Annotated in this window: 9 protein-coding genes; 8 read left to right on the forward strand and 1 reads right to left on the reverse strand. The window is 50.7% G+C overall.

From position 1 onward, the window contains the following. Window positions 1–446: 446 nt before the first annotated feature. Entirely contained in the window at window positions 447–1,655 is a 1,209-nt protein-coding gene (locus LZD49_RS15635; protein WP_234668513.1) for a sterol desaturase family protein, read from the reverse strand. Between the two features lie 140 nt (window positions 1,656–1,795). Here LZD49_RS15635 and LZD49_RS15640 point away from each other — a divergent pair, with 140 nt between their 5' ends. The 8 genes from LZD49_RS15640 to nagA all read left to right on the forward strand — a co-directional run bounded on the left by LZD49_RS15640 (window position 1,796) and on the right by nagA (window position 12,817). After that, the gene (locus tag LZD49_RS15640; protein WP_234668514.1) at window positions 1,796–2,854 is read left to right on the forward strand and encodes a LacI family DNA-binding transcriptional regulator; all 1,059 of its coding nucleotides are present in this window, start codon (window positions 1,796–1,798) and stop codon (window positions 2,852–2,854) included. Window positions 2,855–3,038: 184 nt separating this feature from the next. Beyond that, the gene (locus tag LZD49_RS15645) at window positions 3,039–4,043 is read left to right on the forward strand and encodes a Gfo/Idh/MocA family protein (protein ID WP_234668515.1); all 1,005 of its coding nucleotides are present in this window, start codon (window positions 3,039–3,041) and stop codon (window positions 4,041–4,043) included. 34 nt (window positions 4,044–4,077) lie between these two features. Continuing rightward, window positions 4,078–5,469 carry a DegT/DnrJ/EryC1/StrS aminotransferase family protein gene (locus tag LZD49_RS15650; protein ID WP_234668516.1) on the forward strand — a complete coding sequence of 464 codons (1,392 nt, stop codon included), beginning with the start codon at window positions 4,078–4,080 and terminating at the stop codon, window positions 5,467–5,469. Continuing rightward, on the forward strand, window positions 5,466–6,833 hold the full coding sequence (locus LZD49_RS15655) for a neutral/alkaline non-lysosomal ceramidase N-terminal domain-containing protein (protein WP_234668517.1): 1,368 nt from the start codon (window positions 5,466–5,468) through the stop codon (window positions 6,831–6,833). Before LZD49_RS15650 ends, LZD49_RS15655 begins: the two co-directional genes overlap by 4 nt. A gap of 47 nt (window positions 6,834–6,880) precedes the next feature. Then, window positions 6,881–8,179, forward strand: coding sequence for a hypothetical protein (locus LZD49_RS15660; protein WP_234668811.1), 1,299 nt, complete (start codon window positions 6,881–6,883; stop codon window positions 8,177–8,179). A gap of 19 nt (window positions 8,180–8,198) precedes the next feature. After that, a complete protein-coding gene (locus LZD49_RS15665; protein WP_234668518.1) occupies window positions 8,199–9,587 on the forward strand; it encodes a Gfo/Idh/MocA family protein in 1,389 nt (462 codons plus the stop codon). Between the two features lie 443 nt (window positions 9,588–10,030). Further along, complete coding sequence (locus LZD49_RS15670; RefSeq protein ID WP_234668519.1) at window positions 10,031–11,353, forward strand: sugar MFS transporter; 1,323 nt, start codon at window positions 10,031–10,033, stop codon at window positions 11,351–11,353. Between the two features lie 273 nt (window positions 11,354–11,626). Next, window positions 11,627–12,817, forward strand: coding sequence for an N-acetylglucosamine-6-phosphate deacetylase (nagA, locus tag LZD49_RS15675; RefSeq protein ID WP_234668520.1), 1,191 nt, complete (start codon window positions 11,627–11,629; stop codon window positions 12,815–12,817). Window positions 12,818–12,829: the final 12 nt, after the last annotated feature.

Raw genomic sequence — 12,829 nt, forward strand, 5'->3', positions numbered from 1 at the left:
GATTTTGGAACATAGTAATTAGTAAAAATGGGGCTGGGTTCTGGTAATTGGGTGCATACAACTACGTTAAGCGATTCGTGACCGTCGACGGCCGACCGTGGACCGCAGATGGTTTGTGGTCTTTGGCGGACCATGGACCAAAATTTCGATGCGGGTCGCCGGACGTTGGACCTTGGAATCGTTAAAGAAGAGCGCGGCGGAACTAGCTGAGGCCGGTCAACGGCAACAACAGCTGGATGGGCGGATTTTGTAAAGAATCATGAGGCAGTTACTTTGGTGGTTGTCAAATGGGTCAGTCAATAAACTATAAATCCTATTAATTTGATAGGCAAAGTAAAATAGAGATTAAGCAACTAGCAACCGGAGTTTACTTATTCTTAACAAACAGGCTTATTTTTGAGAATAACTTCAACAATTCATTCAAAAAATGCAAACATCCCATCAATTTACTGCCCGTAGATGGATTGCAGATACTGTTTTTGCAAGGTCGAGAAATACAACACACCGCCGATAAGAACGGCCCAGATCAGGAACAATAGCGTGGGATGCGGAAAGTAGTGGTAAGCGGCGATGAAAATCAATGCACCGCGGGCAAATTCCAGGTAAAATACCCAGCGGCGCTGTTCCAGAATGGCCCCGCAATTGATAAGCGTCACAAAAATGGCCAGCGCGACCATCACTTGCAGGAAAGTTTCTTCCTGGTGTTCAAAAAGCAACAGGAAAAACAGCGTGATGACCGTGATCGTGAATTGCACCAGCACGTATCTCCGGAATTTCTGCGACCGCACGCGTACCTTATTCTTGGATAAAAAACGCTTTTCCACAATGCGCCGGACCGCCGGATCGAAGTCGGACGGGCTTCCGAAGATGACTTTCAGCTTCGCCCTGATGCCCTTTTGCTGCTGGGCGGAATACCAGATCTCCACGAGAAAATGGAAATGCTGCCACAGAAAACTGTAACTGTCGAGCTGCTTGGTGAGGCCGAAAACGGGCTGCTCCTTTTCCTCCTCGAAAGTCCCGAAAAGCTTGTCCCAGATGATGAACATGTCACCAAAGTTTTTGTCGAGATACGCCTCATTACTGGCATGGTGCACGCGGTGGTGCGAGGGCGTAACGATAATGTATTCCAGAAACCCCAGCTTCCCGATCACCTGCGTGTGGGTAAAAAACGGGTAGAGTCCGTGCACGATGAGCATAGTCGTGATCATCGGCGCCGGAAAGCCGATCAGCGGCAGCACCGACCAGAATGCCGTGCGCACCACGGCCTGAAAAATGGTAATGCGCGTTCCCGCTGTGTAATTGAACTCTTCGCTCGTGTGGTGCACGACGTGAAACCCCCAGAACAGGTTGATTTTGTGGCCCATCCGGTGGTACCAATACCATACAAAATCGGTCGCCAATATCAGCGCAATCCAGACCAGCAGGTTAGGCCTGATTTCGAATAAACCGTAATTTTTTTGCAGATAATCATAGAAGAAAAAGAACGAACCGGCCGTAAACATGTCGATCAGCCGCTCGGCCACCCCTACATTCATATTGGCAATGGAGCTATTGAAATTGAACAATTGTCGCCCAAGCCGCTTCGAAATCCAGTATTCGAGCCCGATCAGCAAAAGGAACAATGGAACCGCCAATGCCATATAATTTAGCGCCATACCCGATTCTTTTACTATATTAAATTCATAGATTATATATACAAATATTAGACACGTACTTGTATTTGCCAAAAATTTGGATGAAAACCATTAAATAAAATCTAAAACCCTTTTATTCGTGGTTTTACAAGGCAGATCTGATGGAAAAAGAAAATACCTATTACGGGGTGAAGGAAATCGCCCGCCGCGCCAATGTCTCCATTGCAACCGTCGACCGTGTGCTCCATAACCGGTCGGGCGTTTCGGAAAAGACCAAAAAGAAGATCAACGACATTATCAAGGAGCTGGATTACCAGCCGAATATCCTGGCAAGCCGACTGGCTTCGAAGAAGATCATTTCCCTGGCAGTGCTCCTTCCGCGGGTGTCGGAAGAGACCGACTTTTGGGAAGCGCCGATGAAAGGTGTCACCCGAGCCGATTCGGAGATTAAAAAGTATGGCGTCCAGGTTACGACCTTTTATTTCGACCTCAACGATCCCGCGACATTCAATGAACAGGCGGCGGCGATTCTCAATGGCGATTTCAAGGGCGTACTGCTCGCTCCTTCATTTATAGAAGAATCCAGGAAATTCATCCGTTCCTGCCGGGAAAAAAGAATACCGTTCGTTTTCATTGATTCCGATTTGCCTGATGAAGATAATCTCTGCTATATCGGCCCGCATTTGTTCCAAAGCGGCTATGTAGGTGCCAAACTTTCGACTTACCGGCTGAAAGAAAAGCATAAGGTAGCCGTAGTGAATATTTCCAAAGAGACCGACGGCTACAATTACCTGCAAATCGAAGAAGGTTTCCGGTCGTATTTCAAAGACCATGACCTGCCCATCGAGATCATCCGGATCGACATTAAGGATACCGACAGCCTGTCTGTCACCCGCGACCTTACACGTGCACTGCACAAGGATGATGATATCGAAGCCATTTTCGTCACCAACTCCCGCGTTTTCTCCGTCGCTGCATTTCTCGAAAAGAGCAAGCGCAGCGACATTTCGCTCATTGGTTATGATTATTTAAAAGAAAACATCGCCTACCTGAACACCGAACAAATCGACTTCCTGATTTGCCACAAACCGGAAGAGCAGGGTTACCGAGGGTTAATGGCGCTGTACCAGACGCTGGTCCTCGGCGCACCGGTCGAAAAGACGTATTTCATGCCAATTGATATCATTACGAAAGAGAACCAGGCTTTTTACCAAAACTAATCTCCCATTAAATGTTGCCAGGACTTTAAACGGCAACATTTAATGACCTTAATTTATTCCCGCACAAAATTTCATGTAAACAAATTCCCCGATTACTTGTAAATTGAAATATGTGTGTATATTTACGGGTACGTACCCGGCATCTTAAACGGGTGACTATTCCTGAACTCTTATCCTTTGTTTTATGCATTCGCTTAGTAGACGAAAGTTTATTCTTCAATCGGCAGCTACCGGTGTTGGTCTGGGCTTAATGGATTATTTCCCGGCAATGTCCCGTCCAGCAGATGGTAAGAGAGTCGGGATTATCGGATTGGATACCTCACACGCCATCGCATTCACGAAAGGGCTGAATGCCATGCAACCTGATCCTGTTTATGACGGTTATAAAGTGGTGGCCGCCTATCCTTACGGCAGCAAAGACATTGAGTCGAGCACAAAACGCATTCCGGGCTACGTAGAGGAGGTGAAGAAAATGGGTGTGGAGATCGTGGGTTCTGTTAAGGAGCTGCTGGGCAAAACGGACGTAATTTTGCTGGAAACCAACGACGGAAGGCTACATTTGGAACAGGCGCTGGAAGTTTTTAAATCGGGTAAACGCATGTTTATCGACAAGCCCGTTGCTGCTTCACTTTCCGATACACTCAAAATTTACGAAGCTTCCAAAAAGTATAACATGCCGATTTTCACGGCCTCCTCGCTCCGCTATATCAAGGGCATCGAAAGCATCGATAAGAAGAAGGTGCTCGGCGCGGATACGTATAGCCCCGCCGTTCTTGAAAAAACACATCCTGATTTCTTCTGGTACGGCATTCACGGCGTGGAGACGCTGTACACCGTGATGGGAACCGGTTGCAAAAGCGTAACCCGCGTGAACACACCGAACACGGATATTGTGGTAGGCATTTGGGGCGATGGACGCACGGGCACATTCCGGGGAACACGTACGGGTAAGCACGATTACGGCGGGACGGTTTTCACGGAGGATGGCAATAAAGTTTTGGGCCCTTATGGCGGTTATGAGCCACTTTTAGTCGATATTATCAAGTATTTCAAAACCGGCGAAGTGCCTGTTACGCCCGAGGAAACGATCGAAATTTTCGCTTTCATGGAAGCAGCCGATGAAAGCAAACGCCAGGGCGGCAAGAGCGTGACGCTGGAAAGCGTGCTTGCCAAAGCCGGCAAAAAATAGCGTGACCGAAGTCCAATCCCAAAACCATGGTCCTATGAAAGCATTCAGCTCCAAATTGTCGCGAAGAACGTTTTTGAAACAGAATTCCATGGCAGGGCTGGGTGCGGCTCTGGCTTCCTCGCCGGTAACCGCGTTGCCGGTAATCGGGGCGAAAGCGGCGCATGTACCGGCCGTGTTGGGCGGGCCGTCGGCCTGGGCGGAGGACAAATGGCCGATCTGGCCGCAATGGAACCCAGCCACGGACGAAAAACTGGTCCTGGAAGTGCTCCGGAGCGGCGTCTGGTCGCGGGCCGGGGTGGTGACGCAGTTTGAACAGGAATGGGCGGCAGCGCTGGGTGCGAAAAGATGTTTAGCGGTCGTAAATGGCACCAATGCACTGGTAACCGCCATTCATCAGTTGGGCATTCAGGCGGGCGATGAAGTGCTGGTGCCTCCTTATACATTCATCGCATCGGTTTCATCCATTCTTTCCAATGGTGCGATGCCCATTTTCGTGGACATCGATGCGGAGACGTTCCAGATCGACCCTGCGAAAATCGAGTCGAAAATTACGCCGCAAACCAGGGCTATTCTGGCCGTGCATATTCTGGGTTTACCGGTGGATATGGACCCGATCATGGCCATTGCGAAAAAGCACAAACTGCTCGTGATCGAGGATGCCTGTCAGGCGCATTTAGCGGAATATGACCAAAAGAAAGTCGGTACGATCGGTGACGCGGGCTGTTTCAGTTTTCAAAATTCTAAAAACCTGCCCATTGGCGAAGGCGGGGCGATTGTGAGCAACAATGATCATTTTATAGACCTTTGTTTTTCCTATACCAATTTCGGCAATCCGTATGGCAGCGCAATAAGCGCGGTAAGCACCGGCGCCGTGATGCAGGGCACTAAATTGCGGTTTTCGGAATACCAGGCGGCCATCGGCATCGCGCAAATGAAACGCCTCGACGCGCAGACTACCACACGCAACGAAAATGCTGAATACCTGAAATCGCAGATCAAAGACATTCCGGGGATTGTCCCTTATAAATTGTACGACAAAGTCACGCGCGGCGCTTTCCATTTGTTCCCTTTCCGTTATCAAAAGGAAGGTTTCAAGGGTTTATCGAGAGAATCATTTTTAAAAGCATTGCGCGCAGAGGGCGTTCCCTGTTCCAGCGGATACTCCACTTTGAATACACAACCATATTTAAAAGACACCTTCGATTCGGAGAACTACAAAAGGATGTATTCGAAAGAAACGCTGGACATGAACCGCTATAATGAAGCGAACAAATGCCCGGTGAACGATCAGGTTTGCAATGAAGAGGCCGTTTGGTTTACCCAAAATATGCTCCTGGGCACGAAGGACGACATGAAATCCATTGCCGCGGCGATCGAGAAAATCCACCATAATGTCGATAAGATCAAAACTTTGGGACAAAAATGAGGATAGCCGTTGCATTGTCTCTGTTGCTTTTGACATTCCTCCCCGCACAGGCGCAGGGCTGGAAAGCGGGCGTGGCCAAAGTGGCGATTACCCCGGCGGAATCCATGTGGATGGCTGGTTTTGCAGCGCGTACCCACGCATCCGACGGCAAGCTGCACGACCTTTGGGCAAAAGCATTGGCCATTCAGGATGCGAACGGCAAACAGGCAGTGCTGATCACGACTGATTTGTTGGGGTTTCCCAAAGCGATGTCGGACGATATCCGTGCGAAAATCAATACGCGTTACAAACTGTCGAAAGCGCAAATCATCCTCAACAGCTCGCACACGCATTCGGGCCCGGTGCTTGGGGCTGCATTGTCGGACATTTATCCCATCAATGAAGGCGATCAGAAAAAAATAGATCAGTACTCGGTCAGGCTTATTGAACAGATTGTGACCCTGACCGGCGATGCATTGAAAGCATTGCAACCCGCCACAATTGAAACGCGGAATGGCGTAACGCGTTTTCAGGTGAACCGCCGGAATAATGATGCGGCAACATTGGAAAGACTAACGGAAATCACTGGCCCCGGCGACCCCGCCGTTCCGGTGCTGAAAGTGTCCGACGCGAAGGGCAAAATCGTCGCCATTGCATTCGGCTACGCCTGCCACCCGACTGTGCTCGATGGTTACCAATGGTCGGGCGACTACCCCGGTTGGGCGCAGATTGAATTGGAAAAGTTGTATCCCGGCGCGACCGCCTTGTTTTTCCAGGGAGCGGGAGCCGATCAGAACCCATTGCCGCGGCACACGGTTCCGCTGGCTATTCAATATGGCAAAACGCTTGCAGCGGCTGTGGAGCGGGTTTTGAGTGAAGAAATGAAACCGCTGACACCCCAGCTTTCGACGGTTTACAAGGAAGTAACGCTTTCGCTGACCACCGCTCCTACCCGTCAGCAACTTTCGGCCATGGCCGAGAAAGTGACCGGTTTCCAGCAAAAATGGGCCAAACGAATGATTTCGCAAATCGACGAGGGCAAGCCTTTTCAAACCTCCTACCCTTTTCCATTGCAAGTGTGGAAGCTGGGCGACCAGGCCATTATGACGCTCGGAGGTGAGCTGGTGGTGGATTATGCCATTCATCTGAAAAAAATATTCGGCCAGGACACGTTTGAGATGGGCTATTCCAATGATGTGATGACTTACATACCAAGCACGACCATCCTTCGTGAGGGCGGTTACGAAGGCGAAGTCGCGGCGATTGTTTACGGACTGCCTGCGACCTGGGCTTCGGATGTGGAAATTGAGATATTGAACGGGATGGTGCAGCTGGCGAAGGAAGCCGGGGTCGTCAAACCTGAATCGAGGGTTATCAAGAATTAGTGTTTATCCAAAGTCAGCCTTTACCCGTGGACAGTATCGATTATTCTATGACTTTTGAGCCGCTAACCAATACTAAATCATTGATTGCTAGACATTACTATTCCGGCTTTGCACGTGCGCATGACACTTACAATGCGCTCTCAGCGGCGAGCGACGGGAAGATTTACTACCTGCTATCATCCGATAATCATGAAATCGGCGGGCAAATGTTTGTGTACGATCCGGCCGCTGACCACATTACTCACCTCGGCGATCTGACGGATATTTGCGGTGAAAAGGATTTAAAGGCCATTCCGCAGGGTAAAAGCCACGTGCGTTTTTATGAACGGAATGGAAAGCTCTATTTCTCGACACACATCGGTTACTACCAATTGATCGACGGGACGGACCGGCTGCCCGAGCAGGCACCCGAAGGCTATGGTTTGTATCCGGGAGGGCATTTTCTGTCTTATGATCTGCAAACGGGCGCATTCGAAGACCTGGCCATTGTTTCGAACGGTGAAGGCATGGTGTCGATGACGATGGACCGTTACCGGGGACATTTGTATGGCCTCACCTGGCCCTATGGCAACTTTATCCACTACGATGTTGATCAAAATACGCTTAAAAACCTCGGCCCCATTTCCCATAAAGGCGAGGCTGGGACGCCGGGCACCGATTTCCGCTCACTCTGCCGGTCGCTTTTTGTAGATGCGGAAAAAGGCGATGTATATTTCTCGGTGGCCGATGGTGATATTTTTACTTACCATCCCGAAACGCAGGTTTTACGCAAACTTGAAAACGTAGATTTACGGCTGGATTATTTCGGCAAATATGACCCGACACGTCCCGGCAGCATGTGCTACAATTGGCGAAAGATTTTCTGGCATCCCAAAGAGCAAGTGGCCTATGGCGTGCACGGCAATTCGGGTTATCTGTTCCGTTTTGATCCCAGGGCAGAAAAAATAGAGTTGGTGGAGCGCATTACCTCTGAGCCTTCACGCAAAAGCGGGATGTTCGATCAGTTCAGCTATGGTTACCTCGGTTTTCAGCTCGGGCCGGATGGCGAAACCATTTACTATCTCACCGGCGGGCCAACTTTCGAGAATGGTAAACGCGTAAAAGGCGAGGATCAAATAGCGAAAGGCGCAGCGCGCGGACTGGAAAATCTGCATTTAATTACGTATCATTTACCTACTCATACATATAAAGACCACGGAGCGATCTTTTATGAAGACGGCGAGCGGCCTACTTATGTAAACTCGATTGCCGTTGGTGCTGATGGTACTGTTTATACTTTGGCCCGTTTCGGGCATGAGGGCAAGATTATCCAGGACTTAGTCAAAATTCCTAACCCATTTCAATAAGACATTAACACTTTTCTCAATGGAAAATCTAAATAATTCTAACGACCGTAGTGGTAACGACCGTAGTGGCAACGACCGCCGAGACTTCATTAAAAAATCACTGGCAGGAAGCGCATTGCTGACTTTCGGAGGTGTGTTGCCGGGTTTCAGTCCGAAAAGCTATGGTAATATCCTAGGCGCGAACGAGAAAGTGCGCGTAGGCATCATGGGCGTAAATAGCCGCGGGCTCGCATTGGCGACTAATTACGCATTGCAGCCCAATTGCGAAGTAATATCAATCTCGGATGTCGACACACGCGCTGCGGAGAAATGCATTGGCATCGTGAACGACACTCAAAAATCAAAACCCACCAATATCCCCGACTTCCGCAAGGCGCTCGAAAACAAGGATATGGATGCGTTGGTAGTAGCTGCGCCCGACCACTGGCACGCACCGGCGGCTATTCTGGCTTCGAAAGCAGGCAAGCATGTGTATCTTGAAAAACCTTGCAGCCATAATCCGCACGAAGGTGAATTGCTCGTGGCCGTTGCTAAGAAATATAAGAATGTGATCCAGATGGGCAACCAGCGTCGCTCGTGGCCAAATGTGGCGGCTGGCATCAAGGAAGTGCACGATGGCGTGATCGGCCGACCCTATTTTGCCAAAGGCTGGTATACCAACAACCGCGCGTCCATTGGCATCGGCAAAGAAACCGCCGTTCCTTCCTGGCTCGACTACGAACTATGGCAAGGTCCCGCACCACGCCGCGCGTTCAAAGATAATCTGGTGCATTACAACTGGCACTGGTTCTGGAACTGGGGCACCGGCGAGGCACTCAACAACGGCACGCACATGCTCGACCTCATGCGCTGGGGCCTGCAAGTCGACTTCCCAACCCGCGTAACGTCCTCAGGAGGCCGTTTCCGCTACAAAGACGACTGGGAAACGCCCGATACACAAGTCATCAACCTCGAATTTGCGAACAATACCGCCATGACCTGGGAAGGCCGCAGTTGCAATGGTCGCACGATCGAAGGGAGCAGCGTGGGGGTGGTATTTTATGGTGAAAAAGGCTCGCTGCAAATCGGGGAAGGCAATACGTATAAAATCTTCGACCTGGACAATAAGCTGGTGAAGGAAGTAAAAAACGATTTCGTGATCGATCCGAGGAATAAAATGAACCCTTCGCAAGGGCTGGATGCATTGCATATTCAGAATTTCTTTGATGGTATCAAGAAGGGCGCGCCACTGGCCGCGGAGATTGTGGGGGGGCATCAGAGTACGCTGCTGGCGCAGCTGGGAAATATTGCGATCCGATCTGGGGAAACGCTGAATATCGATCCAAGCAATGGGCATATTAAGGGGAGTAAGGCGGCGGAGAAGTTCTGGAAAAGAGAGTATCAGAAGGGCTGGGAACCGACGGTATAGTAGCGCCGACGCATGATGCTTCGACTGCGCTCAGCATGACAACATGCACAGTGTCAGCCTGAGCGTAGTCGAAGGCGGGCGGGCGAAGGCAGGGCGGGCGAAGGCGGGCGGGCGAAGGCGGGCGATACACGTAATGTCAGAGTGACTACACCAAACTGCCCGGCTTCGGCTTCGCTCAGCCTGACAACATGCACAATGTCAGCCTGAGCGTACCGGGCCGCCGGGCGGGCGAAGGCGGGCGGGCGAAGGCCGGGCGGGCGAAGGCGGGCGATACACGTAATGTCAGAGTGACTACACCAAGCTGCCCGGCTTCGGCTTCGCTCAGCCTGACAACATGCACAATGTCAGCCTGAGCGTACCGGGCCGCCGGGCGGGCGAAGGCGGGCGGTCGAAGGCGGGCGATACCGCACCCACGCCATATTTATTTAACAAACCCTTAGTAAATGAAAAGCGAAGCTATTGCCATCAAAGTTGAAAACCTGACGAAGCGGGAAACGATGATCTCGATCTTTCTGATCGGGCTGATGTTCTTTATTTTCGGTTTTGTATCGTGGGTCAATTCTATTTTGATCCCCTATTTCAAAATCGCCTGTGAACTCACCAGCTTTCAGGCTTATCTCGTTGCATTTGCATTTTACATTGCCTATTTCGTGATGTCGGTGCCTTCGTCCTACCTTTTAAAAGCGTTGGGCTTCAAAAAGGGCATGATGATCGGGTTCTGGGCGATGGCTTTGGGGGCATTCATTTTCGTGCCGGCTGCCTTGTCGCGCACTTACGAGATATTCCTGATGGGCCTTTTCACGATCGGAATTGGCCTTGCAATCCTCCAAACGGCTGCTAACCCCTACATTACCATTCTCGGTGCCAAGGAGCGCGCGGCGCAGCGGATCAGTATGATGGGCATCTGCAACAAAGCAGCCGGTATTCTCTCGCCTATTGTTTTTGCTGCCGTGATATTGAAACCCACCGACACCGACCTGTTCGCACAGCTCAGCACGATGAGCGATACCGAGCGCAGCGCCGCATTGGACGAGCTCATTCGCCGGGTGATCAATCCTTACATTGGCCTAGGAACGTTCCTTTTTGTGTTGGGCTATCTGGTTTTCAGATCGCCATTGCCCGAAATCGATACCGAGCATGAAAGCCAGGAAATCGCCTCTGCCAATGCAGGTAAGAAAAGCATATTCGACTTCCCGCACCTCATCCTAGGCGCGTTGGCGATCTTCCTGCATGTAGGCACGCAGGTGATCGCGATCGATACCATTATTGGTTATGCCAATTCGATGGGCATTGATTTGCTGGAAGCGAAAGTCTTCCCCTCCTACACGCTTTTCTGCACCATTTGCGGGTATCTGATCGGTATCACCGTCATTCCGAAATACATCAGTCAGGTAAATGCACTGCGCATTTGCACTTTGCTGGGGACCATTTTTACATTACTCATCATTTTCACCCATGGACAAGTAACGTTCCTCGGCCACACTACTGACATTTCGATCTGGTTTGTCGTGCTCCTGGGCCTCGCCAACTCACTCGTGTGGGCGGGCATCTGGCCGCTGGCGCTCGACGATCTGGGCCGTTTTACCAAGCTCGGCGCATCGGTGATGATCATGGGACTTTGCGGAAATGCCATTATGCCGCTTTTCTACGGCCATTTCGCGGATGTCGTCAATGTCAGGGAGGCTTATTGGGTGTTGTTGCCTTGCTATTTGTATCTGGTTTTTTATGCGGTGAAGGGGCATAAGTTTAGACGTTGGGGATTTTAGGGGGAGGAAGGAGGAAAGTACGAAGGAAGAAGATAAAGATAAGAGGGAAAGCAGAAAAGAGAAACTAAAGAAATGAAAGGAAGAGAGATGTCAGTCTGAGCGCACGGGGCCGCCCGGCGGTCGAAGACAGTCCGTACGGAAGAACACCACACCTGCGCTAGATATTCCATACTGTAAAGCGCCATCATGCATGTGCTTCGACCGCCGGGCGGCCCCGTCTGCTCAGCGTGACAAATGTGCCAAATAGGCAACATCAAACATTAGAATGAAAGAATGAAAGTTAAAATCATAAACGGAACCATCGTCACCCCGTACCGCTACATTCGGAACGGGACGGTGCTGGTTGAAGATGGAATCATCATCGGAATCGAAACGCGGGATGTGGATTTTGCGGATGCGGAGGTGATTGATGCTAGTGGGCATTATGTCGCTCCTGGCTTCATCGACCTGCATATTCACGGTGGCGGCGGGCATGATTTCATGGATGGGAGTGTTGAGGCGTTTTTGAAGATTGCTGAGACGCATGCGCAGTATGGTACCACTGCAATGGTGCCGACTACACTGACTGCCGAAAAAAAAGACTTGCTCGAAACGCTGGATTTCTATGAAAAGGCCAATGCGACCAACTTCCACGGCGCGCAGTTTATCGGGATGCATTTGGAAGGTCCCTATTTCGCATTAAGCCAGCGGGGTGCGCAGGACCCGCGTTATATCCGCAATCCCGATCCCGCAGAGTATGAAGAAGTGTTGGCCTACTCCAACTCTATTACCCGTTGGAGCGCTGCACCGGAGTTGCCGGGGGCTATTGATTTTGGGAAAAGATTAAAACAAAAAGGCATTCTGGCGGCAGTGGCGCATACCGATGCGATTTATGAAGAAGTACTGGAAGCCTACGAAAACGGTTACACGCTGGCGACGCATTTGTACTCGGCCATGTCGGGCGTGACGCGGAAGAATGCATTCCGGTATGCGGGGACGATCGAGAGCGCCTTTTTGCTCGATATGGATGTCGAGATCATCGCCGATGGCGTGCATTTGCCCGCGCCGCTTTTGAAACTTATTTACAAAATCAAAGGTCCCGACCGCATTGCGCTCATTACCGATGCCATGCGGGCGGCCGGGATGCCCGAAGGTGAAAGCACGCTTGGTTCGCTCAAAAACGGCTTGAAAGTAATCGTCGAGGATGGCGTGGCTAAGCTACCCGACCGTACTTCGTTTGCCGGAAGCGTTTCCACGGCGGACCGACTGGTGCGCACGATGGTGAACATGGCCGACGTGTCGCTGCTCGATGCCGTGCGAATGGCCACTGCCACGCCGGCGCGCATTATGGGTGTACACGATCGCAAGGGCACATTAGTGGCCGGCAAAGATGCCGATATTGTAATTTTCGACGAGGACATCCGCATTCAGAGGACCATTATTAAAGGAAAAACAGTCTACCATAACGCTATACCCGAAAACTAACTACCACAAAAA

The sequence above is a fragment of the Dyadobacter sp. CY261 genome, assembly GCF_021440085.1.
Classification (GTDB): Bacteria; Bacteroidota; Bacteroidia; order Cytophagales; family Spirosomataceae; genus Dyadobacter.

What these genes read in the sequence shown, in the direction of transcription:
- LZD49_RS15665 (WP_234668518.1), top strand. Translation starts at nt 8,199, where the DNA reads ATGGAAAATCTAAATAATTCTAACGACCGTAGTGGTAACGACCGTAGT.
- LZD49_RS15655 (WP_234668517.1), top strand. Translation starts at nt 5,466, where the DNA reads ATGAGGATAGCCGTTGCATTGTCTCTGTTGCTTTTGACATTCCTCCCC.
- LZD49_RS15670 (WP_234668519.1), top strand. Translation starts at nt 10,031, where the DNA reads ATGAAAAGCGAAGCTATTGCCATCAAAGTTGAAAACCTGACGAAGCGG.
- LZD49_RS15640 (WP_234668514.1), top strand. Translation starts at nt 1,796, where the DNA reads ATGGAAAAAGAAAATACCTATTACGGGGTGAAGGAAATCGCCCGCCGC.
- LZD49_RS15645 (WP_234668515.1), top strand. Translation starts at nt 3,039, where the DNA reads ATGCATTCGCTTAGTAGACGAAAGTTTATTCTTCAATCGGCAGCTACC.
- nagA (WP_234668520.1), top strand. Translation starts at nt 11,627, where the DNA reads ATGAAAGTTAAAATCATAAACGGAACCATCGTCACCCCGTACCGCTAC.
- LZD49_RS15660 (WP_234668811.1), top strand. Translation starts at nt 6,881, where the DNA reads ATGACTTTTGAGCCGCTAACCAATACTAAATCATTGATTGCTAGACAT.
- LZD49_RS15635 (WP_234668513.1), bottom strand. Translation starts at nt 1,655, where the DNA reads ATGGCGCTAAATTATATGGCATTGGCGGTTCCATTGTTCCTTTTGCTG.
- LZD49_RS15650 (WP_234668516.1), top strand. Translation starts at nt 4,078, where the DNA reads ATGAAAGCATTCAGCTCCAAATTGTCGCGAAGAACGTTTTTGAAACAG.